At 62.1% G+C, this 25,276-nt stretch carries 22 protein-coding genes; 11 read left to right on the top strand and 11 right to left on the bottom strand.

Translation table 11 applies throughout. From position 1 onward, the window contains the following. Nucleotides 1-35: 35 nt before the first annotated feature. Both AC4P1R_RS25010 and AC4P1R_RS25005 read right to left on the bottom strand, forming a co-directional pair. Nucleotides 36-353, bottom strand: a complete 318-nt coding sequence (locus AC4P1R_RS25010) for a MocE family 2Fe-2S type ferredoxin (protein ID WP_492178196.1) — start codon at nt 351-353, stop codon at nt 36-38. Between the two features lie 44 nt (nt 354-397). Further along, the gene (locus AC4P1R_RS25005; protein ID WP_492178195.1) at nt 398-1,486 is read right to left on the bottom strand and encodes a fatty acid desaturase family protein; all 1,089 of its coding nucleotides are present in this window, start codon (nt 1,484-1,486) and stop codon (nt 398-400) included. A 260-nt stretch (nt 1,487-1,746) separates the two neighbouring features. Between AC4P1R_RS25005 and AC4P1R_RS25000 the strand changes: the two genes are divergently transcribed. Then, entirely contained in the window at nt 1,747-2,778 is a 1,032-nt protein-coding gene (locus AC4P1R_RS25000) for a LacI family DNA-binding transcriptional regulator (protein ID WP_492178194.1), read from the top strand. A gap of 128 nt (nt 2,779-2,906) precedes the next feature. On the opposite strand, the gene AC4P1R_RS24995 is transcribed toward AC4P1R_RS25000, so the two are convergent. The 4 genes from AC4P1R_RS24995 to AC4P1R_RS24980 all read right to left on the bottom strand — a co-directional run bounded on the left by AC4P1R_RS24995 (nt 2,907) and on the right by AC4P1R_RS24980 (nt 4,339). Beyond that, nucleotides 2,907-3,257 carry a type II toxin-antitoxin system RelE/ParE family toxin gene (locus AC4P1R_RS24995; RefSeq protein ID WP_492178853.1) on the bottom strand — a complete coding sequence of 117 codons (351 nt, stop codon included), beginning with the start codon at nt 3,255-3,257 and terminating at the stop codon, nt 2,907-2,909. Beyond that, nucleotides 3,238-3,513, bottom strand: a complete 276-nt coding sequence (locus AC4P1R_RS24990) for a type II toxin-antitoxin system ParD family antitoxin (RefSeq protein WP_492178193.1) — start codon at nt 3,511-3,513, stop codon at nt 3,238-3,240. The genes AC4P1R_RS24995 and AC4P1R_RS24990 overlap by 20 nt, the downstream gene beginning before the upstream one ends. A gap of 146 nt (nt 3,514-3,659) precedes the next feature. Further along, nucleotides 3,660-4,085, bottom strand: coding sequence for a type II toxin-antitoxin system VapC family toxin (locus AC4P1R_RS24985; RefSeq protein ID WP_492178192.1), 426 nt, complete (start codon nt 4,083-4,085; stop codon nt 3,660-3,662). Beyond that, complete coding sequence (locus AC4P1R_RS24980; RefSeq protein WP_492178852.1) at nt 4,082-4,339, bottom strand: FitA-like ribbon-helix-helix domain-containing protein; 258 nt, start codon at nt 4,337-4,339, stop codon at nt 4,082-4,084. The genes AC4P1R_RS24985 and AC4P1R_RS24980 overlap by 4 nt, the downstream gene beginning before the upstream one ends. A gap of 172 nt (nt 4,340-4,511) precedes the next feature. On the opposite strand from AC4P1R_RS24980, the gene AC4P1R_RS24975 reads away from it, so the two are divergent. Together AC4P1R_RS24975 and AC4P1R_RS24970 are read left to right on the top strand one after the other, a co-directional pair. Next, complete coding sequence (locus AC4P1R_RS24975; RefSeq protein WP_492178191.1) at nt 4,512-5,813, top strand: amidohydrolase family protein; 1,302 nt, start codon at nt 4,512-4,514, stop codon at nt 5,811-5,813. Nucleotides 5,814-5,892: 79 nt separating this feature from the next. Beyond that, nucleotides 5,893-6,093: a hypothetical protein gene (locus AC4P1R_RS24970; RefSeq protein WP_492178190.1), complete on the top strand. Its 201-nt coding sequence runs from the start codon at nt 5,893-5,895 to the stop codon at nt 6,091-6,093. Nucleotides 6,094-6,265: 172 nt separating this feature from the next. Here AC4P1R_RS24970 and AC4P1R_RS24965 read toward each other — a convergent pair whose 3' ends face one another. Beyond that, complete coding sequence (locus AC4P1R_RS24965; RefSeq protein ID WP_492178189.1) at nt 6,266-7,537, bottom strand: MFS transporter; 1,272 nt, start codon at nt 7,535-7,537, stop codon at nt 6,266-6,268. Nucleotides 7,538-8,213: 676 nt separating this feature from the next. On the opposite strand from AC4P1R_RS24965, the gene AC4P1R_RS24960 reads away from it, so the two are divergent. Next, on the top strand, nt 8,214-10,253 hold the full coding sequence (locus AC4P1R_RS24960) for a methyl-accepting chemotaxis protein (protein ID WP_492178188.1): 2,040 nt from the start codon (nt 8,214-8,216) through the stop codon (nt 10,251-10,253). Nucleotides 10,254-10,401: 148 nt separating this feature from the next. Here the strand turns inward: AC4P1R_RS24960 and AC4P1R_RS24955 are convergent, their stop codons facing one another. Further along, nucleotides 10,402-12,396, bottom strand: a complete 1,995-nt coding sequence (locus AC4P1R_RS24955) for a glycosyltransferase family 2 protein (RefSeq protein ID WP_492178187.1) — start codon at nt 12,394-12,396, stop codon at nt 10,402-10,404. Further along, the gene (locus AC4P1R_RS24950; protein WP_492178186.1) at nt 12,378-13,610 is read right to left on the bottom strand and encodes an HlyD family secretion protein; all 1,233 of its coding nucleotides are present in this window, start codon (nt 13,608-13,610) and stop codon (nt 12,378-12,380) included. Before AC4P1R_RS24950 ends, AC4P1R_RS24955 begins: the two co-directional genes overlap by 19 nt. 603 nt (nt 13,611-14,213) lie before the next feature. Here AC4P1R_RS24950 and AC4P1R_RS24945 point away from each other — a divergent pair. Genes AC4P1R_RS24945 through AC4P1R_RS24920 form a run of 6 tightly spaced genes read left to right on the top strand, consistent with a single transcriptional unit; the run spans nt 14,214 to nt 20,942 of the window. Continuing rightward, nucleotides 14,214-15,935, top strand: coding sequence for a putative bifunctional diguanylate cyclase/phosphodiesterase (locus AC4P1R_RS24945; protein WP_492178185.1), 1,722 nt, complete (start codon nt 14,214-14,216; stop codon nt 15,933-15,935). A gap of 50 nt (nt 15,936-15,985) precedes the next feature. Further along, complete coding sequence (locus tag AC4P1R_RS24940) at nt 15,986-16,495, top strand: ubiquinone biosynthesis methyltransferase UbiE (protein WP_225191192.1); 510 nt, start codon at nt 15,986-15,988, stop codon at nt 16,493-16,495. Continuing rightward, on the top strand, nt 16,492-17,670 hold the full coding sequence (locus AC4P1R_RS24935) for a class I SAM-dependent methyltransferase (RefSeq protein ID WP_069456490.1): 1,179 nt from the start codon (nt 16,492-16,494) through the stop codon (nt 17,668-17,670). The genes AC4P1R_RS24940 and AC4P1R_RS24935 overlap by 4 nt, the downstream gene beginning before the upstream one ends. Continuing rightward, nucleotides 17,667-20,027: a SpoIIE family protein phosphatase gene (locus tag AC4P1R_RS24930; RefSeq protein ID WP_492178184.1), complete on the top strand. Its 2,361-nt coding sequence runs from the start codon at nt 17,667-17,669 to the stop codon at nt 20,025-20,027. The genes AC4P1R_RS24935 and AC4P1R_RS24930 overlap by 4 nt, the downstream gene beginning before the upstream one ends. A gap of 4 nt (nt 20,028-20,031) precedes the next feature. Continuing rightward, entirely contained in the window at nt 20,032-20,589 is a 558-nt protein-coding gene (locus tag AC4P1R_RS24925) for a slr1658 superfamily regulator (protein ID WP_492178183.1), read from the top strand. A gap of 14 nt (nt 20,590-20,603) precedes the next feature. Next, nucleotides 20,604-20,942 (top strand): slr1659 superfamily regulator, encoded by a 339-nt coding sequence (locus AC4P1R_RS24920; protein ID WP_069456501.1) that lies wholly within the window; start codon nt 20,604-20,606, stop codon nt 20,940-20,942. Between the two features lie 40 nt (nt 20,943-20,982). On the opposite strand, the gene AC4P1R_RS24915 is transcribed toward AC4P1R_RS24920, so the two are convergent. Next, the gene (locus tag AC4P1R_RS24915) at nt 20,983-22,134 is read right to left on the bottom strand and encodes an AraC family transcriptional regulator (protein WP_492178182.1); all 1,152 of its coding nucleotides are present in this window, start codon (nt 22,132-22,134) and stop codon (nt 20,983-20,985) included. Between the two features lie 346 nt (nt 22,135-22,480). On the opposite strand from AC4P1R_RS24915, the gene AC4P1R_RS24910 reads away from it, so the two are divergent. Beyond that, nucleotides 22,481-23,524: an NAD-dependent epimerase/dehydratase family protein gene (locus AC4P1R_RS24910; protein WP_492178181.1), complete on the top strand. Its 1,044-nt coding sequence runs from the start codon at nt 22,481-22,483 to the stop codon at nt 23,522-23,524. 171 nt (nt 23,525-23,695) lie between these two features. Here AC4P1R_RS24910 and AC4P1R_RS24905 read toward each other — a convergent pair whose 3' ends face one another. Further along, the gene (locus AC4P1R_RS24905; protein WP_492178180.1) at nt 23,696-25,153 is read right to left on the bottom strand and encodes a TrkH family potassium uptake protein; all 1,458 of its coding nucleotides are present in this window, start codon (nt 25,151-25,153) and stop codon (nt 23,696-23,698) included. Nucleotides 25,154-25,276 lie beyond the last annotated feature (123 nt).

Below are 25,276 nucleotides of genomic sequence, written 5' to 3'. Positions count from 1 at the left end.
CCTCCTCCCCTCGCCTCCGGTGGAAGCGGGTTTCCTCAGGAAATCGAAATGAAGACGGACCCGTCTTCGACCTTCACCGGATAGGTCCGGAGATTGACGCAGACGGGTGCGCCCTTGGCCTGGCCGGTCTTGTAGTTGAAGCGGCCGTTGTGCTTGGGACATTCGATGATGTCGTCCATCACCAGCCCGTCGGCGAGGTGGATCTGCTCATGGGTGCAGAGCCCGTCCGTCGCGAAATATTCGTCCTCGGGGCTGCGATAGACGGCGAAGGTGCGGCCCTCGTGATCGAAACGGATGACGTCTTCCTCGTCGATCTCGTCGGCCGCGCAGACCTCGATCCAGTTCGAGCTCATGGTTTCCTCCATTCCAATGTGGGTGTTCCGATTGCCGGCTCGCCTTACGCGGCGGCCTCTGCGGCCCGGCCGCCGTGAAACTCTTCGCGATAGGGCTTCGCCGTCGGCGGCAGTTCGCGCCTCAGGAAATAGTCCTCGTTGCGCAATTGCCGGAGGAAGGCCGGGATCATCTCGCGGTAGCCGTGAAGGATCGACGGGTTCGGCGCGGGCAGGTCGTGCCTGATCATCGCGTGCAGCTTCGGCAGCGCGTGATAGGGCACCATCGGGAACATGTGGTGCTCGACATGATAGTTCATGTTCCAGTAGATGAAGCGGCTTATCGGGTTCATGTGGACGGTGCGGCTGTTCAGCCGGTGGTCGATGACGTCGTCGGCAAGGCCGCCATGCTGCAGGAGCCCGGTCAGCACGTGATGCCAGGCGCCGTAGAGACGCGGCAGGCCGATCAGCATCAGGGGCAGGATCGAGCCGAGATAGGCGGCAAGCCCGATCGTCGCGAGATAGATTGCAAGCCAGATGCGGGCGACTAGGATCGCGTTGGACCGTTCCATTTCCGGAATGAAGGTCTTTTCCTCAGCGCCGATCACACCGAAGGCGTTGCGCAGCATATCGACGAGCGCGTGCCAGACGTCGAGAATGCCGAAGAAATTGAGGATCAGGCGGACGAGATCCGGCGGCCGCATGACGGCGATTTCCGGGTCACGGCCGACGATCACCGTGTCCGTGTGGTGGCGGGTGTGGCTCCAGCGCCAGGTCACCGGATTGCGCATGATCATGAAGCACGCGATCTGGTAGACGACGTCATTCATCCACATCGTCTTGAAGGCGGTGCCGTGGCCGCATTCGTGCCAGCGGCTGTCGGATGCCGAGCCGTAGAGCACGCCATAGGCAAGGAAGAACGGAACCGCTAACCAGCTGCCCCAGAGGGCGATGCCGAGACCGCCGAAGACCACCATGCTGCCGAGCCAGATGATCGTGTCGCGGATGGCGGGACCGTCCTCGCGCTTCATCAGCTCCTTCATCTGCTTGCGGGGGATTTCGGTGTGGTACCACTCGGCCGCGGCAAGGCCGCTCTCGACCGCCGCCTGGGCGTTGCGGCCAAGCAGGCTGTAATCTCGTTTCGTCGCAATCGTCATTGCCTGCCTCCCTGGCGCATCGGCCCAAAAATCGGAACCGACTTTCGGAAAGCACGATGCGTGGACTCATAAACTTGCAGCGTCCTTTGTGCGTCCTGAAGGACGCACGGCGCTGTAGGCGCTCCCGGCTGCGCCTCCTGTTCGATGCAGGAAGAATAATTTGACTTCTGCCAGCCCACAATGCAGTCATGATATATTCTCTCAAATTGCATCAGAATGCGCACCTCATGCATGAGGGAATACTGTCAAGGAGGAGGATCATGGCCAGCAGGCCGACAATCGCCGATCTCGCGCGCGCCGCCGGCGTGAGCGTCGCGACCGTGGACCGGGTGCTGAACAGCCGCCATCCGGTGCGGGAGGAAACCGCGCGCCGGGTCTATGATGCGGCAAAGGCGATCGGCTATCATGCCGTCGGCCTGCTCCGCCAACGCATCTTCGAGGACCTGCCGCAATACCGCCTGGGCTTTCTGCTGCAGAAGCCCGACCAGGCCTTCTATCAGGCGGTTGCGATGGAAATCGAGAATGCGGCGCTGTCGCTCACCCATGTCCGCGCCGTACCGCAGGTCGATTTCGTCGCCAGTTCGACGCCGGCAGCCATCACGGAAAAGCTGAAGGCGATGGCCGCGCGCAACCAGGCGATTGCCTTCGTCGCGCCGGACTATCCGGCCGTCGCCGCTGCCGTCGAGGAATTGCGGGAGCGCGGCATTCCCTGCTTCGCGCTTCTTTCCGATTTTGCCAGCGGCGTGCGCGAGGGCTATATCGGCCTCAACAATCACAAGGTCGGGCGCACGGCCGCCTGGATGATCGTCAAGGCGGCGAAGCGGCCCGGCAAGGTCGCCGCCTTCATCGGCAGCCATCGCTATCATGGCCACGAATTGCGCGAGATCGCCTTTCGCTCCTATTTCCGCGAGAAGGCGCCGGAGTTCGAAGTTCTGGACACGATGGTCAATCTCGAAACGGCCGAGATCACCCACGAGGCGACGCTCGACCTGCTGCAGCGCCACCCGGACCTGCTCGGCTTCTATGTCTGCGGCGGCGGCATGGAGGGGGCGATCTCGGCAATCCGCGAGGAGAAGCTCGAGGGCAGGCTGCTCGTCGTCGTCAACGAGCTGACACCGGACTCACGCGCGGCACTTGCCGACGAGGTGGTGATCATGGCGATCGCAACGCCGATCCAGGCGCTCGCGAGAGAGACGATCAATCTGATGATCGGCGCGATCGACCGGGGACACGCCGGCGTGCCGGGGCAAACGATCCTGCCGTTCGACATCCATACGCCTGAAAGCGTCTGACCGGCTCGCGGCGTCGCGAAGCCTCCAGGTCGAAGGACAGGACCCGGCCGGAGAAGGCAGGCAAAACTTCTCGTTCCAAACGATTCTGATAGATCGTACGCCGACGGCCCCCGAGGGCTGCAGGGACCTTATCCCACCAGCATACGGGCGAGCATATGTCTGATGTGATCCTGTGCGCCGTAGAAGATTGCCGCGACAATGATTGTGTGACTACCCTCTGCCGGCAAAAACCAAATAGCCGCCTTGTCCCGCCGAAGAAACCGGATCCCTGGGTAGATATCGGCCCGCAATGTCCCGATAAGAGGCGTATCGACGAGCCGGTCGATTTCGACACGCAATTTACGGATCCGTTCAACGGTGCGTTCCAAAGCCTCGTCAGCCGAGTCTCCGAGTTCGACATAGGCACCGAAGAGATGATCGAAAATCAACTCGAAATCGTGTTCGGCATCCTCGGAATATTCAAGTGTCCACACGAACAGTCCGCCGCTTCCGCTCGATCATTGCCTCGAGGCGGCTTTCCATTTCCGTCGTGGAAATCATCGGGCCTTTCAACCGCCGCTGGACCATTTCGCGGAGCGCTGCCGTTTCGGCGGCCTCAGCTTCCGTCTTTTGGCGGAGCAGTTCCAAACCCTGCTGAAGAACGGAACTCATGCTGGAATACCGGCCGCTCTCCACCAGCGAACGGGCAAACGCGTCCTGCTGGTCGGTCAGCGAGATGGACGATTTGACACTCATCGGGTATCTCCTTTGAGCAGAATTTGCTACTCAGTAGCACATTTCTCGATCTGCCGGAACCCCGGCGCAACGCGGATGACCACTCGCCAATGCACTGAGCGATGTCGGGCAGCCCGCCGGTCCATGCGTGGGGGTGCCGCGGCTGCTCATCTCGCTATCCCCCAAGGGTTGATGATGGTCAGCCCGGCAGCCTCGAAGGGACGGGTGTCGCGCGTGGCGACCACCAAGCCGCGAGCGGCGGCCGTGGCGGCAATATAGCCGTCCGCCTTGCCGATGGCCTTACCGGTCGTCCTCGCGCGCGCCATCAGATCGGCATACGCCCGCGAGGCGTCCAGGTCGAAGGACAGGACCCGACCGGAGAAGACCGGCAAAACGTCATGCTCCAAACGATCCTGATAGATCGTGCGCCGCTGGCCCTCCGGCATCGTCGCCAAGCCGAAGCGCAACTCGGCAACGGTAATGGCCGACAGATAGAGGGTTTCGACCATCTGCGCGTCTATCCAGGCCAGCACGTTGGCGTCCGGCGCAACCTTCCACAACTCGGAAATTACGTTGGTGTCGAGAACGATCATTCAAAGCTCACCGGATCGGCCGGGGTTTTGTCGCGGAGCTGGTTGAAGTGCTCGGCTTCCGCGTCGGTCAGTCCGCCCGCTTCGCGGGCGATAGACGTCAGCAACGAACCGAGCTTTAAACGTCCTTCCGGCTTTGCGGCCTTTTCCAGAATGTCGCGGATTTCGGCTTCTGCGCTGCGGCCATGCATCGCTGCTCGCACCCGGATCGCGCGATGCACGTCGTCCGGGACGTTACGGATGGTGATAGAGGGCATTGCTACGCACTCCTTAGTTTGATTGCGTTGCTTGCATTTTACGACATCGCAAGCATTGAAAGCAATAGTGGAAGCGGTCAAAATGCGGTTGTTTGTTTCCGAGATGGAACTGCCCGCCGGCGCCGCAGAACTGTTTCTGACCTCGTATTCCCCTCTTTCAATCGGGACCGCCATGTTCGACCTCATCATTCGGAACGCAAATCTCCCCGATGGCCGCAGCTGCGTCGATATCGGGATTGAGGGCGGCAAGATCGCCGAAGTGGCACCTGCGATCGAAGCGGCCGCGCGGGAGGAAATCGATGCGACCGGCCGGCTCGTTTCGCCGCCCCTCGTCGATCCCCATTTCCACATGGACGCGACGCTGTCGCTCGGGCGGCCGCGGCTGAACCGCTCCGGCACGCTTCTCGAGGGCATCGCGCTTTGGGGCGAGCTCCGGCCGACGCTGACGCGCGAGGCGGTGGTCGAGCGGGCGCTCCGCTATTGCGACCTCGCGGTCGCGCAGGGGCTTCTCCATATCCGCAGCCACGTCGACACGAGCGACCCGCGGCTGGTGACGGTCGAGGCGCTGCTCGAAGTCCGCGACAGGGTCGCCCCCTATATCGACCTGCAGCTCGTCGCCTTTCCGCAGGATGGCTACTACCGCTCGCCCGGCGCCGTCGAGGCCCTGAACCGGGCGCTCGACATGGGTGTCGACGTCGTCGGCGGCATCCCGCATTTCGAACGCACGATGAGCGACGGAGCGGCTTCCGTCGAAGCGCTCTGCCGCATTGCCGCCGAGCGCGGGCTGCCGGTCGACATGCATTGCGACGAGACCGACGACCCGATGTCGCGCCACATCGAATCGCTGGCGAAAGAGACGATCCGCTTCGGGCTTCACGGCCGCGTTGCCGGATCGCATCTGACCTCCATGCATTCCATGGATAATTACTATGTCTCCAAGCTCATTCCGCTGATGGCGGAGGCTGCGATCAACGTCATTGCCAATCCGCTGATCAACATCATGCTGCAGGGCCGCCACGACACCTATCCGAAGCGGCGCGGCCTCACCCGCGTGCGCGAGCTGATGGAGGCGGGCCTCAACGTCTCCTTCGGCCACGATTGCGTAATGGACCCCTGGTACGCGATGGGCTCGGCCGACATGCTGGAGGTCGGCCATATGGCGATCCACGTCGCCCAGATGGCCGGCATCGAGGACCGCAAGAAGATCTTCGATGCGCTGACCGTGAATTCGGCAAGGACCATGGGGATCGTGGGCTACGGCCTCGACAGGGGCTGCAACGCCGACCTCATCATCCTCGAGGCGCGCGACCCGTTGGAGGCACTGCGCCTGAGACCCAGCCGCCTCGCCGTGATCCGCCGCGGCAAGCTCATCGCCCGCACGCCGGCACGCATCAGCGAACTCATGCTCGACGGGCGGCCTCGGCTCGTGGATGGCTCCGACTACGCGCCGGTCCTTTCGGCGGATGCGGAATAGGCGGCGAAAAAGCGGGATCGAGGGCGCTCGCATGTTAGTATTACGCCCAAGCTCGCTCCGCAGGGAGAGGAGACCGGCCGTGTTCAATAGTTTTCGCGACTATCGCATACACCCGGACGAACTGGTGATCCTCGAGGAGGTGCTCGACAGGGCCCTGCGGGAGCGCAACCTGGCGATCGGCAGCGAAGAGGCCGACCAGCTCGCCAGAAAAGTCATCGAGCTATACCAAGCGGGCATCAGGGATCGCGAGAAGATCTGGGATATGATCCGGACCGTCTGACCGGTCTTCGTGGGGGGACGGTGCCGAGAGGTCGAAAAAAGCCCGGCTCCCCGAAGGGGCCGGGCAGATGGCAGGGAATTTGGCGTGTCCCTGCGGGGAAGACGAGAAGGATTGCGTGCTGACGCGGCGGCCGCCTGTGCGGCCGCGGCGGGCTGGACGCGTTCCAAACAGCCTATCGAGCGAAGGCGCCGGCCGGGGCTGCCTCCGCGTTCCGCTTGAACTGCCGGATCGAAGCATCCATCCAGAGGAGCGAGATTGCGACGATGGCGAAGAGCAGCATGAAGCAGCTCGACCAGAGGCCGGTCATGTCCTTGAGGACGCCGAAGGCGATCGGCAGGACGAAGCCGCCGAGCCCTCCCATCATGCCGACGACGCCGCCGACCGCGCCCACATGCTTGGGATAATAGGCGGGGATGTGCTTGTAGACGGCCGCCTTTCCGAGGCTCATGACGAAGCCGAGCACGAAGATGGTGACGACGAAGAGAGCCGGCGTGACGCCGATCGGGACCGCCCCGCGGCCATGGCCTGCCGGGACGGAGAGGATGAGCGTCGCGACGGCGGATACGGCAAACACCGCATACATGATCCTGCGCGCACCGATCCTGTCGGATAGCGCGCCGCCATAGGCGCGGAAGATGCTGCCCGGGATCGAATAGGCGGCAGCGATCATGCCCGCCGTCTCGATACGAAAGTCATAGACGCCGACAAGATAGCGCGGCAGCCACAGCGCAAGGGCGACGAAGCCGCCGAAGGCAAAGAAATAGTAGAGCGCAAAGCGCCAGACCTGCATGTTCCTGAGCGGCTCGAATTCGGCTGCCAAACTCTTGCGCGGAGCGCGCTGGGTGCAGCGGGCGCGGAATTGCGGGTCGTCCTCCGTCGTGAACCAGAAGACAATCGCAGTCAGCAGCAATACGGCAGCCCAGACCTCGGCTACCACCTCCCACCCGAAGGGAACGAGGAGGAGCGGCGCCAGGAACTTGGTCACGGCCGCGCCGACATTGCCCGCACCGAATATGCCGAGCGCCGTGCCCTGCCTTTCCGGCGGGAAGAAGGGTGAGACATAGGCGACGCCGACGGCAAAGGAACCGCCAGCCAGTCCGACGCCCAGCCCGGCAAGAAGCATCTGCGGATAGGTCGTGGCATGGGCGAGCAGAAAGGTGGCCAACGCCGCCGCGGCCATAGTGACGGTATAGACGAGGCGGCCGCCGAAGCGACCGGTCCAGATGCCGAGGACGATCCGCACCAAGGAGCCGGTGAGAATCGGCATGCCGATCAACAGCCCGAACTGCGCTTCGCTCAGACCAAGCTCGTCCTTGATACGCAGGCCGATGATGGAAAAGATCGTCCAGACGGCAAAACAGATGGTGAAAGCGGCCGTGGAGATCCACAGGGCACGGGCCTGGTCGTTCAGAGAGATCTTATGGGTCTGGTGCAGAGCGGACATCGCTTCTCCCGGCGCGTCGCATATCGCGCCATTCAACTCGTTGACTACTGGGGATGCCTCGAACAGCGGTCTGCACGCATCGGCGCCTGACCTCACCAGCGACTCTGCTCCTGGCGCCCGCCATTGGGCGCCACCGGCGGCTTCTGCCCGGGCTCGTCAAAACGGAAGCAAGGAGCATGCCAAAGCGACAACACCTACAGTTCCGCGCGTCGTTTCAGACGCGCAATGGCGCTGTAACTCTTTGAAACTGCGCATCGAGCTTTGGGAGAATCGGCTCCGATTTTTCGGACCGATGCGCTAACGAATTCGAACGGCGCAGGTGACGGCCCCGGCCGAGCTGCTCAAAAATTGGCAACTATTGGCATAAGTGCCCACTTAATAGGCGCTCATTCCGACTGCTTGAGCCAATCCGGACTATCCCGCCTGCGCATCCCTATCCGTACAGCGCGACAATAGAAAATTTATACAAGAGAAAAGAGTAAATTAGTAACCATTGCAGCCAATGTATGCGAGCAGGTCGAAAACGTGCGACCTCGGGTTGCGGCGCTGCGGCGACGCTTTTCCACGGTAAACGGGCACGACCCCAGCCGGGCGAATGACTCGATCGGCCCTCTTTCCCACTCGCCTGCCAGAAGCCATGAAGACCTTTTTGCAGCGATCCAGAAGGACGGTTGCAATGCTTTCCAAAATTTTCACACGCATCACCGCCAAGCTCGCACTCATGTCCGGAGCGGGCATACTCGCAATGGTCATCATCACCATTGCGAGCTGGTACCTGGAGCAGAAAGTCAATGATGCGATCACGCGTGGACGTGTCCAGGCAGACATCGCCCGCAGCCTGGTCGACGCCAAGGCCTCCGTGCGCGGCATGCAGATCGCCACGCGCGACCTGCGTCTGGCCCAGACGGCGGGAGAGGTAGCCACGGCGAAGATCGCCCTGCAGGAGCGCTACGCTTCCGTGCAGAAATATCTCGACGAGGCGTTCGCTCAGCTGACAATCCGGGCCAACCAGGACCGGGTGAAGTCGATCAAGCAAGAAGCCGAATCGTATTTTGGCGCGGGTCAGGAACTGGCCAAGGTGATCGAAGCCAAGCTTGGCACGGCGTCCGCCGATGCCAGCCTCGAAGCCAAGGAAAAGGAGCTTCGCTTCTCGCTCGACTCGACGGCGGAAGTCATGACGAAGACGGTCGACGTCGGGGTCGAAACTGCCAAGGCCAACACCGCGGCGGCAATCGAAGAGCGCCGGCAGATCCAATCGACTGCCAGCCTGGTCAACAATGCCATGGCATTGGTGATGGTGCTGCTGTTGATCGGATCCGCAATCTTCGGCGCACGGTCGATCGCACGTCCGATCGGCAGGCTGACCGGCAGCATGAGCGTGCTTGCCGAGGGCAATCTCGAGGCGGACGTTCCCTTCACCGAGCGCCAAGACGAAATCGGCGAGATGGCCCGCGCCGTCGAGGTGTTCAAGGCGAACGGCATCAAGGTGCGTGACCTGAACGCCCACGAAGCCGCACTGCAGGCAAAGAGCGCCGATCTGCAGTCGAACATCGGCCAGGTGGTCCAGGCGGCGGTTGCCGGCGATTTCACCAGGCGCATCACCAGGGACTACGACAATGCCGACCTCAACCGCTTCGCCGCCCAGGTGAACGAACTGGTGACCTCGGTCGACAAGGGCGTCGCCGAAACCCGCCGGGTGATCTCGGCGCTGGCCGAGGGCGACTTGACGGAAACCATGCGCGGAGACTTCCAGGGCGCCTTCGGCGAACTGCAGCAGAACGTCAACCAGACGATGGCCAACCTGCGCGACGTGCTCGGCGAGGTGCGCGCGGCGATCGACACGATTAATGGCGGGGCCGGCGAGATGCGCGTCGCCTCGGGCGATCTTTCCAAGCGCACCGAGCAGCAGGCCGCCTCGCTGGAGGAAACCTCCTCGGCACTCGAGGAGATCACCGCGGCGGTGAAGAGCTCGACCGAGCGGGCGACGGAAGCCAGCCACATGGTGGACGAGGCGCGCAAAAGCACCGAACAGTCGAGCGCCGTCGTCAAGGATGCGGTCTCGGCGATGGGCAAGATCGAGCAGGCCTCCGGCGAGATCGGCCAGATCATCAACGTCATCGACGAGATCGCCTTCCAGACGAACCTGCTGGCGCTCAACGCCGGTGTCGAGGCGGCCCGCGCCGGAGACGCCGGCAAGGGCTTTGCCGTCGTCGCCCAGGAGGTGCGCGAGCTCGCCCAGCGCTCGGCCAATGCCGCCAAGGACATCAAGGCCTTGATCTCGCGCTCGGGCGACGAGGTCCATTCCGGAGTGAAGCTGGTGACGGCGACCGGCGAGGCGCTCGGCCTGATCCAGGGCCATGTCGTCAAGATCAACGAGCATGTGCATTCGATCGCCACCGCCGCCCGCGAGCAGTCGACGGGGCTTTCCGAAGTCTCGACCGCGGTCAACCAGATGGACCAGACGACGCAGCAGAACGCGGCGATGGTGGAGGAATCGACGGCGGCGACCAACCGGCTCGCCGACGAGGCGGCGAACCTCGCGCGGCTGATCGCCCGCTTCAGGATCGACGCCGGCACGGCGGCACCGCGCATCGCCGCCCCGGACAGCAAACCGGTCACCTCACCCGCCCGCGCGCTTTCCCGCAAGCTCGCCGGCGCCTTCGGCGGCCGCGGCACAGCCGCAGCGGCGGTTGCCTCCGATTGGGAGGAATTCTGATGCCGGCGTCAGCTTCGGCCTGCGGCGGCTGTACCACTCCGGGCCTCGAAACCGAGGCGACCTGAAGCATCACGGCCGGCCCCGGCGCGCATCCGGGGCCGGTCGTCTGTCTTCCATTGTGACGACGGCGCCGCGCGCTCGACATGCATCAGGCGGTGCGCGTGCGCCCGAAGGCGCGCAGCAACAGGTTCACGGAGACGGCAACCTTGTCGATATCGGGAATCTCCTGCGAATAGCGTCCAGTGTAGAGCTTGACGATCATCTTGTCCCGCTCCGCGCCTTCAAGCTCGAAATGGAGATGGAGGTAGTAGCGCCGCTTGTCGCCGGAGCGGCTTATGTCGCCGCGCCGCTGCGTCACCTGCCTGAGTTGGGACCCGATCGGCGCAAAGCCGGCGATGTCGAGCCGCACCTGTGTGGATTTGAATCGCGTCTCGGTCGGAACCGCGACCACCGCCTTTTCGAGGGAAAGGCTGACGAGGCGGCCCTGCGAGCCGTCGATGCTGACGGACTCGTCCAGCTTGAATGCCTGAAAGAGGCGCCGCGGCTTCTCGAAACAGATCAGCGAAGCGATGACGAGCACGACGATGTTGATCCCGGCCCACAGCGCCGCGATCACCGAAAAGGCGCCCTCGATGCGCGCCGTTTCCGGAACGATGTTGATCACGAGGCCGACCGCGGTCACGATGATGAAGCCGGCGATCCAGGTAAAGGTGTAGGCGTCGAAGACATTTTCCTCATTGCCGCTGCCCTTCGGCGTCACCTTGAACGGCTTGCCGAACGGCCGCACCACGCTCGATATCACCGTCGGCAGCATGCGGAAGGCCGCGAAGGTCCCGACTGCGCTGGAGACCACCGGCAGGTAGCGGGTCGGCGTGATCCACTGCATCAACAGGAAATAGGCCGCAAGCAGCGGCACCTGGTGGGACACATAGTCCTCAACGCCGGTGAAATAGAGCGGCAGCGCCCCAAACCAGAGATAGATGACCGGCACCAGGAGGACGACGAAGCGGACGAGATATTGAACGAGCCAGGAGAGCGGCAGGAACATGATTCTTTGGAAGAGAGAAAGTCCCGGTCCGCGGAGCGGCCCGTTGTGCAGGTAGAGCGTCTGGATGCCCCCCTGGCACCAGCGTTCCCGCTGCACGAAATAGCCGGTCAGGTTTTCGGCCGCGAGCCCCATGGACAGGCGCTCGTTCAGGTAGCGGGTCTTGTATCCCTTGTTCAGCATCGACAGCGTGGTGAGCAGGTCCTCGGTGATCGATTCGGTCGGAAAGCCGCCGATCGCGTCCACGGCCTTGCGTCGCGCGATCGAGCAGGAGCCGCAGCAGAAGCTCACGTCCCAGCCGTCGCGGCTCGGCGCGATCTCGTCGAAGAACAGCCGCTGCTCGTCGGGCCAGATGTTCTCGAGGCCGAGATTGGATTGTACCGGATCGACGTTGAAGAAGTGCTGGGGCGTCTGCACGATGCCGACCGCCTCGTCCGAAAAGAATGGCAGGGTCCGCCTGAGGAAATTCCGATAGGGCACGAAGTCCGCGTCGAAGATGGCGACGAAGTCGCCGGAACTCACCTTCAGGCCGTTGTTCATGTTGCCGGCCTTGGCATGCGCATTGTCGCTTCGGGTCACATGGATCGCGCCGCGGCCCTCGCAGAAGGCCTTGAGCCAGTCGCGACGTCCGTCGTCGAGCACATAGACCTTCAGCTTGTCCTTCGGGTAGTCGAGCGCCAGCGCGCCGACGATCGTTCTTTCGAGAACGTCGAGCGGCTCGTTGTAGCTCGGGATGAAAACGTCGACCGCGGGCAGTGCGCTCTGTTGGCGCTTGAAGAACGCTCGCCCGAGCCGGTCCGCCTCGGCGCTGCGGTCGACGTAGCGGCTCATCAGGATCAGGAAGAGCACGACCTCCATGAAGGCGAGCGCTTCGACGATGAAGACGAACCACACCCAATAAAAATTCGCACCATCCCGGGGATAGGGAAGTACGGTCTCGGTGAGACGCCAGGCCATGTAGCGCAGGGCGACCAGTCCGACGAAGGCGCAGGTGACCGTGCGCGCCCAGCTTCGATGACGCGACCAGTTAAAGGGTCCGATCAGGAAGAAGGCGATGACCGCAAGGGTCGACACCAGCGCTAGAAGAGACTGAACCACAGGCTTTCAATCCATTGCGAGAACCGGACCGTGCGCTTCGAAATGCGCACGTGTACCGTCCGGCCGACCTGGCAGAAATTGGCGAAGTCGGTATTGAGCGCAGATGGTGCAAGCAGGATCCGGATCCGCGCGTTGCGCTCGTCGGCTTCCGGTATGGTGGCGGCAACCAGATCCTTTTCCACGACGGCGGAGCTGCCCTTCACCGCTTGCACCTGGCCCTTGAACACGTCGCTGCGCCCGAGGAGCCGAATCTCCGCCTCGCGCCCCGGATAGATCTCGTCATAGTCGACTTCCGGAACGAGGATATCGACGTAAAGGTCGCGGCAGTCGAGAATGCGCATCATCTCGTTGTTCAATACGACGTTCGAGCCGCTGACGATGTTCCTGCTCCATACGACCCCATCGAAGGGCGATGTCACCGTTGCCGCTTCCAGGTTTCGCACACGCCGGTCCTCCTCGGCGATCTGCACTCCGATCTGGCTCGCCCGCGTCCTGTTTTCCGCGATCCGCGAATTGAGGTCGTTGATGCGAACGATCACCTCGTCCTGGCGCTGGCGGGAATACGGCACGTCGTTCTGTCCGTCGCCGAGCACGAATATGCCCTTGCGCACGGCGTCGAGGCGCTGCTCGAGCAATTCGGCGGTGAGATTGTTGATCTCCACCTCACCCCCCGCGGCGGCACCGGCGGCCTGAGCCGCTTCCACCATCTTGCGGGTGAATATGCCTCTGGTTTCCAACTGCTGGCGACGGTCCAACTCGACCTGGGCGACCGTATCCTGCGCTTCGGCCACCTCGACCCGTTTGCGTAGGATCTCGAGCTCCCTCTCCAGGCTGGCGATCGTCGCGCTCTTGAAGACTTCCAGCCGATTTGCGAGCTGATCGCGCAGCCGGACCAGCGCGTCACGCTCGCGCTCGAGCGCCGCTATGCGCCTCAGCGCGGTTCCGTGTTCGGCGCGCAGGGAAGCAAGAACCGATCGACTGACGCGCGAATTGCGAATGGCCGCGATCGCCTCGCCCTCGCTGACCGGCGTCCCGAGTCGCGCAGGCGGCCCGGCAATCTCGCCGTCGATCGGCGCGTTGATGACTGCGAGGCGCGCATTGACGGTACCATCCAGACTTGTAAACCCGGTCAAGCCGGGCAGCAGCACGACCGCCACAAGCACCAGCAGCAGAACGCCGATCGTGATGCGCGTAATGCGGTGGTTCAGGATCATCGAGCGTTTGTCCGTACTCCAAACAGTGGCAAGCTCTACGACGAGGCCAGCCTTCTCGCCAGATATAAGCGGCTCCGGCCGACCTGCCCGCCGGATGCGAATAACTCCATGCGGACCTTCCGCCTGGCGTCCGGGCCGCTGCATCGTTCTTCGGCCGGAGATCACGAGGAATTATGCCGCAATTCAAAAGGTTACGTCAGCGCTCCAATCTGCCGCGCCTATGCGGGAGCGATCACGATGATCCCGGGTCGCGTCACCCGGGATCATCGTGATCCGTGCGCGGGCTCGCCTCCTCGACCTTGCCCGCGCGCCACTCTGCAACAGGATTCATCGGTATTCGGCGCGGGACAACCCTCAAAACTGCGGGCTTTCGGGCCACCGGTCGAAAATCATCCCCTGCCCCTGAAAGACACAGGTGTGGCCAAGTGTTTCGAAATTCGATACCTCTAATGCTCGAACAGCATTGACCACGACATCTTACGCGGTAACTTTTGAGGGGTAAGGCTGCGCCGGAAAACAACACTGAGTTGGGTCACGGGCGTGTGGTCGCGTGCCGGCTGGAAGGGCGATGCAAGCGGCAGGCGACGGAGATTGGAGGAAAGAATGCCCGACGTTGGTGCGAGGATGCCCGCTATCGACCGACAATTCCTCGCCGATACCGACGAGATCGTTTCCTTCTATGACGAGAGCTTCAACCTGGTCGATGCCTCTGCCAAGCACGAGGAGACTCATGCGATCGACGGCCTGATCGAAGCGTCCCTGTGGCATGTCTATCCGGAGCTGCTGGCTCCTGGGCCGAGGGCCGCCGTCGACTTCGTCGTCGCACACGGCCTGCCCCGAAGCTTCGAGATCGCGGATACGACCCGCAACACACGCCTCACCCTGATCGTCTTCCGCACCGGCAGTGGCCTTGGGGTCGTCGAAGCGCAAGGCAGCGCCGTCTGCCGCGAGACGTCGACCCAAGGAGAGAGCGACCGCGCGCTGCTCCTGCACCAGGCGACCCATGATGTCCTGACCGGCTTGCCCAATCGCCGGCACTTCAGCGATCAGTTGCGCAGCGCCCTGCCGGTGCCGAGCGGCGCGAGCCTGGCGCTCATGCAGATCGATCTCGACGACTTCAAGCCGATCAACGACACGCTCGGCCACGGCGCCGGCGACATCGTTCTCAAGATGGCCGCCGACCGCATCAGGGGCGTGCTGGGGGAACACGAAATCGCCTACCGGCTGGCCGGCGACGAATTCGCGGTGATCCAGTGGCGGGCAGACCAGCCCAGGGAGGCCGAGCAACTCGCGGAGGCGATTATCGGGGCCTTCAGACCGCCATTTACCGTCGACGGCATCAACGCCTTCGTCGGCGCGAGCGTCGGAATAGCGGTAGCCCCGGCGGACGGCAACGAGATCGAGCAACTGATGAAAGCAGCCGACATCGCGCTTTATGCGGCGAAGACGGATGGCCGCAATCGCGCACGGACCTTCACGCGCTCCATGCTCATCGTGCTGGAGCAACGGGAAATGCTCCGCCGCAGCCTGCGCACCGCCCTTGAGGAGGACCAGTTCTTCATCGAATACCAACCGCTGGTCAGCCCTTCCCGCGCGGTCGTCGGCTTCGAGGCATTGCTGCGTTGGCGGCACCCTTTGATCGGCATCATACCGCCGAGCGTCTTTATCCCCATGGCGGAGGCGGATGGCCTCATGAGCGGGATCGGCCAATGGCTTCTGGAGCAGGTCTGCCGAACCGCGATGACATGGCCGCCCCATTTCACCGTCGCGGTCAATCTGTCTCCGGCGGAGTTCCTGCACGCGGGCCTTACCGATCGGGTGGCCCGCGTCCTCGATCTGGTCGGCATCCGCGCCGAACGCCTGGAGCTGGAAATCACCGAGTCCGTACTCCTGGAGCGAACGACGAATAATCTTGATACACTCAACACGTTGAATGTGCTCGGGGTGCAGATCTCGCTCGACGACTTCGGCACCTATTACTCCTCCCTCAGCTATTTGAAGAATTTCCCCTTCGATACGATCAAGATCGACCAGTACTTCATCAAGGACCTGGAGCACGACAAAAAAGGCCAGACGATCGTTCGATCGATCATTGCGCTTGCCCACGGGCTTGGTATGCATGTGACCGCCGAGGGCGTGGAGACGGAGGGACAGATGAACTGGCTGCGCAAAGAAGGATGCGATCGGCTGCAGGGATATTTCCTTGGCTTTCCTCTGCCCGCGGAGGCGATCGGAGACTTCCTTCGCAACACGTCGACAGCGCCCGCCGATTTTCCGGGGCTTGGCGCAGACCGGAATCAGGGCTTGCGTCCCGGGACGCGATGACAGCGGAGGAAGCCGAAAAGAGGCCGGACCTACGGAAAGGAGGATGCGGCATGAATGCAGCCCAAGCGAAAGCGCATTTCGAACCTCTCATCGAGCTCGAAATGGAGATGGGGACCTTCCTGTCCGATTGGGATCATTGCGATCACCTGTCGTCTTTCATGGCGCGGATGATCAGCCACAACCGAACGGATCCCGTTCGACATTCGAACTTCTTCTCCTCCGCGCTCAACGAGCTTCTGGAAGTCTCGTTCCGCGGCGGCTCGCCCGAGGGCCGGATCGGCTGTACTGTCTATCGCCAAGGTCCGAAGGAGCGGGTAAAGCTCACCTTTCCCTGTCCGCCCAGCCAGCGACAATTTTACCGCGAAGCGGTGTCCAAGACGCATAAGCAGGATGCCTACGACCGCTATCTCGACGCCATTTCCAACGATCTCTCCCCGAGCCGCGAGGTCATTCTTCTGGATCTTGCGATCAACTTCGAGGCCGAGATCAGCCTGGACGAAAAGACTTCCCCTTCCATCACGCTTGTCGTCGATCTGCCACTCGAAGGAATAGTCAGTTGAATACCGCCGTCCTTTCCACCCCCTATCAGGCGGAGTTCGACGCCAACAGCCAGGAGTTTTCCCTTGCAGGCGTGATCCGTCCACGTACCGTCGATGAGATCGCGGCAACCGTTACGGCTCTCAGGCACGCGGTCGATGGCGCGCGCGGCGTGCTCTACATCAATGTCAAGCGGCTTGCGCAGATGAACAACACCGCCTTCCACGCTTTTTCGCGCGTGGTGCTCGATGCGTGCCGGGCGCGGACGGACCTGCGCTTCGTCGTCGTCACTTCCAGCGTCGTCGGCTGGACCGAACGCATGTTCCGGCATCTCGGCAAGATTGAGCCGCAGATCAGCGTCGAGGTCTACGACTCGAAGTTCTATCCCGGCCAGGATTTCGTCGAGGATACGAGCTTCATTCCGATCCTGCGCACACAGACGAAGATGACCTGGCGGCATGAGCGCACGATTCTCCCGCGCCATGGTATGCGCGCAGGCATCGCGATGGCCGACATCTGCTGCGGCATCGGAGACTTCGCCGCGCTCGTACGCAAGGAATTCCACCCGGCCCGGATCGTGGCGCTGGACCATTCGAGGGCGAGTCTGGCCTATGCGCGCAACGTCGCGGCTGAGTTCGGAATCACAGATATCGAATATACCTATGGCGACGCGTCCGAAATGCTGCTCGAGTCCGACCAGTTCGACCTCGTGACCTGCCGTCATTCGCTGCAGATCTTCAACCAGCCGGACGTCTTGCTGAAGGAGCTCTACCGGATCTGCAAGCCAGGCGGCCGCGTCTACGTCACCAACGAGAAGAATTCTCACTGTCTCGGCGAGCCCCGGTCGCAGAGCATCCAATGGACCTATGAAGAGGTCGCCAAGCTCTTCGGTCATTTCGAGATGGACGTGGAGCTGGGGCCGAAGAGCCGGCGCTATCTGGCCGATGCCGGCTTCGAAGACATTCGCGTCGAATCCTTCATGGTCAGCAACCTCGATGGCGACCCGCAGGACTTCGCCGACATAATCGCCGCCTGGGAGAACGTCTATGCCGGCGAAATGGCGGTGAAACGCGGCGACTCGCCTGAATTCATCCGGCGCTTCCGCCAGGGATTCCAGGATCATATCTTCGCCGCCCTGCACCCCAAGGGCTACGCCGGCTGGCCGATCTGGGCGGCCTCCGGACGCAAACCGCTATGAAGGGGGACGCGCAAGAGACCCCGGGCATCGGCTTGCGTTCATTCCGCGCCAAATTCGTCCTGGTCGTCGGCGGGGCGGTGCTCTTCGACCTGCTCGTCACCGGCGGTCTTGCGCTTTGGAACGTGCAGAGGCTGTCGCGCGATGCCGCCACCGAGGTCGGCCAGGGCCTGGAGCAGGCAAACCAGGACTATATCCGCTCCTATGCCGAATCGACGGCGGCTCGCGTGAACCTGCTTCTGAGCCAGGTCCATTCCGATGTGGGCACGCTGGCGGGCGTTCTTCAGGCACAGATCGACCGTCCGGTGAGAAAATCCCAGATCGGCGAGGCGATGGCCCGCGGCGTGCCGGGCACCGTGAACGTCGTATACAACGAGAAGGGCGGATGGGCGCAGAACCTGCCCGGACCGCTGTCGGTCGTCAGCGTCTGGGGCTATCTTCTCGATGCGGGCCACAATCCGCTTCCGGAAGTCCAGACAGAGATCGAGAACAGTGCCGTGCTCGATCTCGTCGCACCGAGCCTTCTGGCAAACGGCCAGCCGAAGCTGCAGATGTATTATATCGGCCCCAAGGAGCGGCCGATCTTCAGAACGGCGCCCTATACGGACCAGGCGCAGACATTCGATGAGCTCTATCCGGGGCACAACAGCGAGAATTTCTGGACCTTTTTCTTTCCGGGACTCTACGAGTCCTGGGAGCAATGGCCGCAGGATCCGCAATCGCGTCCGGTGAAGGAAGACATCACCCAGACGGCACCCTACACGGATGCGATCACCGGCAAGCTCATCGTCAGTTTCTTCGAGCCGCTGTGGTCGCGGGACCGCCAACGGGTCGCAGGCGTCGCGGGCGCAGACATCACGCTCGACCAGTTGGCCGAGATCGTCGAAAACGTCCGTGTCGCCGACAGCGGCTTCGGTTTCCTGGCCATGTCGGACGGCAACGTCGTGGCGATCAATCCGAACGGGGAAAAGGTGATGGGCCTCCGGGCGGCGAACGAGACGGGGAGCCAGGGCGTCACCGGCCTGGATCGGTCACTGCGCAGAAGCGCCCAATCTGCTATCGCCAACCTGCCGCTCGATCGCGACGGCCTTTTGCAGCACGTCTATCTCAATGACAACGGCGAGAAGGTGCCCTACCTGATCCTCCTGAAGCAGTTGCAGCCGAGCAATCTCTGGGTTTCCGGGCCGGTTCGCCGCGAGACGATGCAGCTCGGCATCGTGGTTCCCGAGCGGGAGATTTATGCGTCGCTCTTTGCCGCCCAGGCCGGTATCTCTGAAGCGACGAACAGGATCCTGATCTATCAGGTCCTGGCGCTGCTCGTATCGCTGCTCTTCGTCATCACTGCGGTGTTCGCCATATCCAAGCGGATTACGAGCGGCATCAGCGCGCTTGCCGAGGCCGCCAAGCGCATTCAGGTCAAGGACTATTCCGTCCGGGTGGCGATCCCGACCCGCGACGAGGTTGGCGAAGCCGGCGCGGCCTTCAATCGCATGGCCGAACAGATCAGTTACCACACCGAAAACCTCGAACAGCTCGTCGAGGATCGCACCAGGGAGATCGAAGACGCGAACCTGCAGATCTCCGCCCTCAACGAGCAATTGCGCAGCGAGAACCTGCGTCTCGGCGCCGAACTGGCTGTTGCCCGCCGCATTCAGATGATGGTGCTGCCGAAGGCCGGCGAGCTCGAGGAGATCAAAGACCTGGAGATCGCGGCCTATATGCGCCCGGCCGACGAGGTCGGCGGCGATTACTATGACGTCCTGAAGGACGGGTCGCGACTGAAGATCGGGATCGGAGACGTCACCGGGCATGGGCTCGAAAGCGGCGTGCTGATGCTCATGGTCCAGTCCGTCGCGCGGGCGCTGCAGGAAGCGGGCGAGATGGATCCTTCGCTGTTCCTCAATCGGGTGAACCGCGCCATTTACAAAAACATCACCAGGACCAGCACCAACAAGCATCTCTCCCTCTCCTTCCTCGATTACGAAGGCGGGCGCCTGACGCTGTCCGGTCAGCACGAGGAACTGATCGTGATCCGCGACCCGGGGGATGTCGAACGTATCGACACGCTCGATCTGGGCCTGCCGATCGGGCTCGAGCCGGATATCTCGCCCTTCGTGGCGACTCGGGAAATTCCCTTCGGTTGCGGCGACATGATTATCCTCCACACGGACGGCGTGACCGAGGCGGAAGATCGGAGCGGCGAGCTTTTCGGCATAGAGCGGCTCTGCGAGAGCGCCCGCCGCCGCTATGGCCGAAACGCCGAGGAGGTCAAGATCGGGATCATCGAAGATCTGATGGCACATATCGGTGCGCAGAAGATCCACGACGACATAACGTTGGTAGTGATGAGACACAGGTAAGCGGATGACGACCCTATATGGATTGGCCGATCTCGCGATCGGCAACGGCGATGACGTGACCACGCTTCGGCTGTTCGAGGGGCCGCTCGACTTGAGCTGGAAGCACTGCGCCATGACCTCGGATTTCGTGGCGGAGTTCGTGGCGCTGCGCTATCGCGCGTCGCGTAAGCTCTACAAGGACGTGCGGCACAATGTCGGCTACCTCACCAATGAACTGATCGAAAATGCCGTGAAGTTCCGCGCATCGGGCGAGATCATCGTGGAGGCATCCGTCACCGACAGTGCCTTCCGGACCAAGGTCACCAATTTCGTCGACAAGGACGCTGCGGAGCGGTTTCAGCATCTCTTGTCCGAGATTACGGCCGGGGACCCGGGCGACCTGCTGATCGAAAGGATCGAAGCGAACGCCGCTACGGGCGCCGGCGGTTCGGGGCTTGGACTTCTGACGCTCATGAGCGATTATGGTGCTCACTTTGCTTGGGTTTTTGGATCCAGCGATGAGGACCGCAGAATCCCGCTGGAGACCTACGCGTCCATTGCAGTTCCAGATTTGACGAATTGATGGGCGGTGATCATATGGAAATTAAAGAAGAAGAATATCGCGTTTGGTCAGAGGGCAAGGACGTCTACTTCGACGGGACGATGCGCCTGCCCAGCACGGAGGCCTATGCGCCGATCTTTGCGCTGGTGCTGGGCATTCTTGAATCCGAGCCGGAACGACTGACCGTCGATCTTACGGGGTTGCAGTTCCTCAATTCGTCCGGCATCAACTTGCTCGCAAAGCTCACCATCGAGGCGCGCAAGCGACCGAACGTGCAATTCACCGTCCGCGGGAGCTCGGAATATCCCTGGCAGACGAAGTCCCTGCCCAATCTCAAGAAGTTGCACCCGGGGGTCGATCTCAGGCTTGCTTGAAGACTGCAGCGCCGCGCGGGATCGCCCGGCGTTGCGGATTTCACCTTCCAGGGGGATCAAGCCAGTCGCCGATTGTTGCGCCACGGTTTTGCCTGGTAGGAGTGACGGCCAAGATCGGCCGGTGGGTGGCGGCTGCCTTTCGGATTTCGCGCGGGCTCAACCCGAATTCGTGACTGAAGGCACGCGTGAAATTGGCCGCCACGTCGAAGCCGGCGGCTTCCGCGATTTCGGCAATCGACCGGCTATCGGTCGGGTCACTTAGGGCCGCGTATGCGTGCTGGAGCCGACGCTTGCGAATATAGTTCAGCACACCGCCACTCTGCTCGAACAATTGGTAGAGCCGCGTTCGCGATATGCCGACCGCTCGGCAGATGGCGTCGGGCGTGAGTTCGGCTGAGTTGAGATGGAGATGAATATACCGATGCGCGCGCTCCATCATCCCCTTGTTCGTCTCGACTCCGACGGGACTCGGCGTCACCGACGCGGCGACGCACGAAACCACCATGTCGCGCATTGTCTGCACGATCCGCGGAAGCTCTTCGGCCCTGAGAACGCCGAGGCTCGCCTCGATACCGTTGATAAAGTTCAGCAGCAGATCGGCGAGACTGCCCGAAAGCACCGAATTGTTTGCGGCTTCCAGAATACCGGCATCGTCGGCCAGCAACTCATAAGGCATGAACAGAAACACGCCCGCGGCCTCAGTCGTTCGTCCCCGATAGGGATAGCCAAGGGAGCGCAGAAAGAGGTCGCCTGGAGCGGTCTCCGTGACGCGTCGGTCGACCTCCGTCCAGGCCCGTCCGCTTCGTAAAATGCCTAAGCTCCAGTGATCGATCGGACTCGAGCGCAGCATGGCGCGGGAACGGGTATAGCTATGCGCCGGTGTGCGCTGTTGAACGATCAGTAAACCGTCGAGACGCCAGCCGGTCTGTTCGGCAGGAAAGCCTTGATCTGGAGGCACGCCATCAGGCAAGCGAACTTCGAGCAGCGGCGCCATGTGCGCACGCCATGCGGGGAACTGTGCCGCGGCCGGCAGTTCGCCCGTCGAGAAGTGCAAGGGTACAAGCGCTGGCGGACCGCTCGGATGGCTTTCCTTCCCGGCCGTCGGTTCGCGGGGCCAGCGCCGTCTTTCCTTCGCCTCCGGCCAGGACGGGGCATCTGTCGGGTCGTCTCCTGATCCGGACTCACTCGTCATCGAATGCCTCCAGTGCCGGGATTTGTCGAACCCACAATCGCCGGGGGTTCGCTTGCTGATACTCCGCCGAGTGGGCTCCACACTCGGGTCTACAAGTCGAGGCGGATAAGCACCACCCCAGCGATTATACCTCTTTTTCGGTAGAAATGGACGGGGGGATAACTTTCAGGATGTAGCGATAATGACATTTGCGACCTATGTTTGTATTTAAATAACCGTCGCTATCGCCAGATCAATTTCGGCGAAATGACCAATAAAGACCGACGCTCCTGCCGCCCTATCCGGCCGCCGTGAAGTGTCATCGATATCAAACGACAATCGTGTATCTCGTTAGATGGAGGTAGTCGTGAGCTATCTGCGAAAGTTTCACGCGCGTTATTTGGGTGCGGCTTCCGGTGTCAAACGCAATGCTTTGCGAAAATGTGATGAACATAAAATCATCCTGGTGGCCGGTGGCGCGGGTTTTCTGGGTTCACATCTTTGCGAACGCCTTCTGCAAGCCGGTCACCAGGTCTATTGCGTTGACAATTTCACGACGGGGCTGGAGCGCAACATCGCGCCGCTCTTGCGCTTCGACGGCTTCAGCGTCATAGCCCAGGACATCGCCGAACCGATCGATCTCGATGTCGACGAAATCTATCATCTCGCTCACCCGGCCTTGCCGCCGCATTATCAGGCCGACCCGATCCAGGCGATGCGAACCTACGTGACGGGGTCACTGAACCTGCTGGAGCTCGCGGCGCATCGCGGCGCGCGTATCCTCCAGGTTTCGGTCGCCGACACTCATGACGATCTGCAACTCCATCCTCGTACGGAAGGCGATTGGAGCGACTCCGCATTCATCGGCCGACGCTCCTCGTACCAAGAAGGCAGGCGCTGCGCGGAAGCGCTGTTCTCCGACTTCCACAGGCTCTACGACGTCGATGTTCGCCTCGTCCGCATCTTCAATGCTTACGGTCCCCGGATGCGCGCGGACGAAAGCCGAATCATCTCGAACTTCGTTCTCAAGGCCCTGACAGGAAAAGACATCACGATTTACGGGGACGCTTCCCGCTCCTTCTCGTTTGCCGATGACCTGATCGATGGCTTCGTCCGCATCATGGCATCGCCGGCATCGCTGCCGGTCCCGATCGACCTCGGCAATCCGATGGAATTCTCGATCGGCGAGGTGGCGGAGCAGGTGATCGAGCTCACCGGTGCACGATCGAGCCTCATCCTGCGCCCGGGGGCGACCATCGCACCTCACCAGCACCGCCCGGACATCTCGCTTGCCATGCAGGAGTTCGGCTGGCGCCCGAAAATGGACCTCTCGGGTGGACTGCTGCAGACGATCGGCTACTTCGATCGCCTTCTCACCGGATCGAAGCAGGCGGTTCCTGAACCCGCCTGAACACCGTTGCCTCGGTCGCGCCCTTCGGCAGAACCAGAGGCAAGGTCCGGCACGGTCGGAGTACAGCGTGACCGTCACCGGAAGGAGTTGCGCATCTTGATGCCAGAAAAGGTTCCGCAGACGAGCCCGGCATCGGTGCGCAGCTCCACCTTTTTTTGAAGCCATGCGCAGTCAGCGCCGCCAGAACCACGGCTGCAGCACAATGAGGAACGTCACAAGTTCCAATCGACCGACGAACATCGAGATCGCGATCAACCACTTGGCCGCATCCGGAATCAAGGCGAAATTCGCTGCCGGCCCCACGACAGGGCCGAGGCCCGGACCTGCGTTCGCCATCGCCTGCGCCACTGAAGAGATGGACGACAGAAAATCCAGGCCGGTTGCCATGACGAGGAGCGACATCAATAGCAAGGTCATGATGTAGAGGAAAAAGAAATTGCGAACATTGCTGATTGCCACGTCATCGACGGACTTGCCCTGGAAGCGCACCGGTACGATCGCCTGGGGGTAAAGCATGCCGCGAAGCGCTCTCCCGGTGCCGGCGAAGAGGATTTGCCAGCGGAATATCTTGATGGCCCCCGCCGTCGAACCGGCACAGCCGCCGACGAGATAAAGCATGAAGAAGAGCCCCATTGCAAAACTCCCCCATGCGGAGAAATCGGCGGTGGCAAAGCCGGTGTCGGTCATGATCGACGTGACGTTGAAGGCGGACAGTCGCAGGGCAACGGGTGGCGACATGCCTTGGCTGATGTTCCAGGCGGTGCAGGCAAGGATCGCGGCCATGAGGATGAACAGAAACGGCGCTATCTGTCCCTCAATGGCGCTGCGCTTGCCGCGACTCAAGAGGAATACCGCGTAGAAGGCGAGCGGTAACGCACCGGAGATCATGAACACGATCGTCACGAGCTCGATCGCCAGGGAATTGTAGTAGCCAATCGAGGCGTCTCTGGTCGAAAGGCCGCCGGTCGCGATAGTCGTCATCGCGTGATTGACGGCGTCGAACGTCGACATGCCGGCCAGATCCAGGCACACGGCGCAAGCCAAGGTGAGCGACACGTATACAATCAGGATGTTGCGGGCGATCTGTCGCACCTTCGGGAAGGGCTTTTCGGAGATATCCGACGACTCGGAACGAAAGAGTTGCATGCCGCCCACCCGCAATGCGGGAAGCACGCTGAGCGCCATGACGATGATGCCAATGCCGCCGAGCCATTGCAGGAGCGAGCGCCACATCAGCAGCCCCTGCGGCATGTTATCGAGGCCCACCAGAATGGTGGAGCCGGTCGTCGTCAGGGCTGAGGCCGTCTCAAAGACCGCATCGGTCCAACTGAGCCCAAGCCCCGAATTGAAGAGCGGAATGGCGCCTACAAAGGAGACAGAAAGCCAGGCACTGACGGTAATGAGAAGGCCTGTCCGGCGGTCGGTGAGTTCGATCTCCTCCTGCCGAAACGCGGCGACGAGCAGCGCCCCCAGTCCACCGCTGACCCCGGCACTGCTCAAGAACGTAATCGCGTCGCGGCCATTGTCTACTGCCAAATCAACGATCGCCGGTATTAGCATCGCCAATGACAAGGCCAATATGAACACACCGTTGAGGAAGAGGACAAAGCGGAGGCGGTCGGCGGTCATCTCGATTCCTGCCCGTTGGATTTGGCCAGAACGCGAGTACTACAGGCGCCGGCGTAGCGCTAGCCCGGCAACCTGCGGTAAACCGATACTTTGCTGGCCTGGTGTGGCTGGAATGCCTCTCCG

Source organism: Sinorhizobium sp. Y406, assembly GCF_058732025.1.
This window is presented reverse-complemented; position numbering and strand designations above follow the sequence as displayed.

What these genes read in the sequence shown, in the direction of transcription:
- AC4P1R_RS25010 (WP_492178196.1), bottom strand. Translation starts at nt 353, where the DNA reads ATGAGCTCGAACTGGATCGAGGTCTGCGCGGCCGACGAGATCGACGAG.
- AC4P1R_RS25005 (WP_492178195.1), bottom strand. Translation starts at nt 1,486, where the DNA reads ATGACGATTGCGACGAAACGAGATTACAGCCTGCTTGGCCGCAACGCC.
- AC4P1R_RS25000 (WP_492178194.1), top strand. Translation starts at nt 1,747, where the DNA reads ATGGCCAGCAGGCCGACAATCGCCGATCTCGCGCGCGCCGCCGGCGTG.
- AC4P1R_RS24990 (WP_492178193.1), bottom strand. Translation starts at nt 3,513, where the DNA reads ATGAGTGTCAAATCGTCCATCTCGCTGACCGACCAGCAGGACGCGTTT.
- AC4P1R_RS24985 (WP_492178192.1), bottom strand. Translation starts at nt 4,085, where the DNA reads ATGATCGTTCTCGACACCAACGTAATTTCCGAGTTGTGGAAGGTTGCG.
- AC4P1R_RS24980 (WP_492178852.1), bottom strand. Translation starts at nt 4,339, where the DNA reads ATGCCCTCTATCACCATCCGTAACGTCCCGGACGACGTGCATCGCGCG.
- AC4P1R_RS24975 (WP_492178191.1), top strand. Translation starts at nt 4,512, where the DNA reads ATGTTCGACCTCATCATTCGGAACGCAAATCTCCCCGATGGCCGCAGC.
- AC4P1R_RS24965 (WP_492178189.1), bottom strand. Translation starts at nt 7,537, where the DNA reads ATGTCCGCTCTGCACCAGACCCATAAGATCTCTCTGAACGACCAGGCC.
- AC4P1R_RS24960 (WP_492178188.1), top strand. Translation starts at nt 8,214, where the DNA reads ATGCTTTCCAAAATTTTCACACGCATCACCGCCAAGCTCGCACTCATG.
- AC4P1R_RS24950 (WP_492178186.1), bottom strand. Translation starts at nt 13,610, where the DNA reads ATGATCCTGAACCACCGCATTACGCGCATCACGATCGGCGTTCTGCTG.
- AC4P1R_RS24945 (WP_492178185.1), top strand. Translation starts at nt 14,214, where the DNA reads ATGCCCGACGTTGGTGCGAGGATGCCCGCTATCGACCGACAATTCCTC.
- AC4P1R_RS24940 (WP_225191192.1), top strand. Translation starts at nt 15,986, where the DNA reads ATGAATGCAGCCCAAGCGAAAGCGCATTTCGAACCTCTCATCGAGCTC.
- AC4P1R_RS24930 (WP_492178184.1), top strand. Translation starts at nt 17,667, where the DNA reads ATGAAGGGGGACGCGCAAGAGACCCCGGGCATCGGCTTGCGTTCATTC.
- AC4P1R_RS24925 (WP_492178183.1), top strand. Translation starts at nt 20,032, where the DNA reads ATGACGACCCTATATGGATTGGCCGATCTCGCGATCGGCAACGGCGAT.
- AC4P1R_RS24920 (WP_069456501.1), top strand. Translation starts at nt 20,604, where the DNA reads ATGGAAATTAAAGAAGAAGAATATCGCGTTTGGTCAGAGGGCAAGGAC.
- AC4P1R_RS24915 (WP_492178182.1), bottom strand. Translation starts at nt 22,134, where the DNA reads ATGACGAGTGAGTCCGGATCAGGAGACGACCCGACAGATGCCCCGTCC.
- AC4P1R_RS24905 (WP_492178180.1), bottom strand. Translation starts at nt 25,153, where the DNA reads ATGACCGCCGACCGCCTCCGCTTTGTCCTCTTCCTCAACGGTGTGTTC.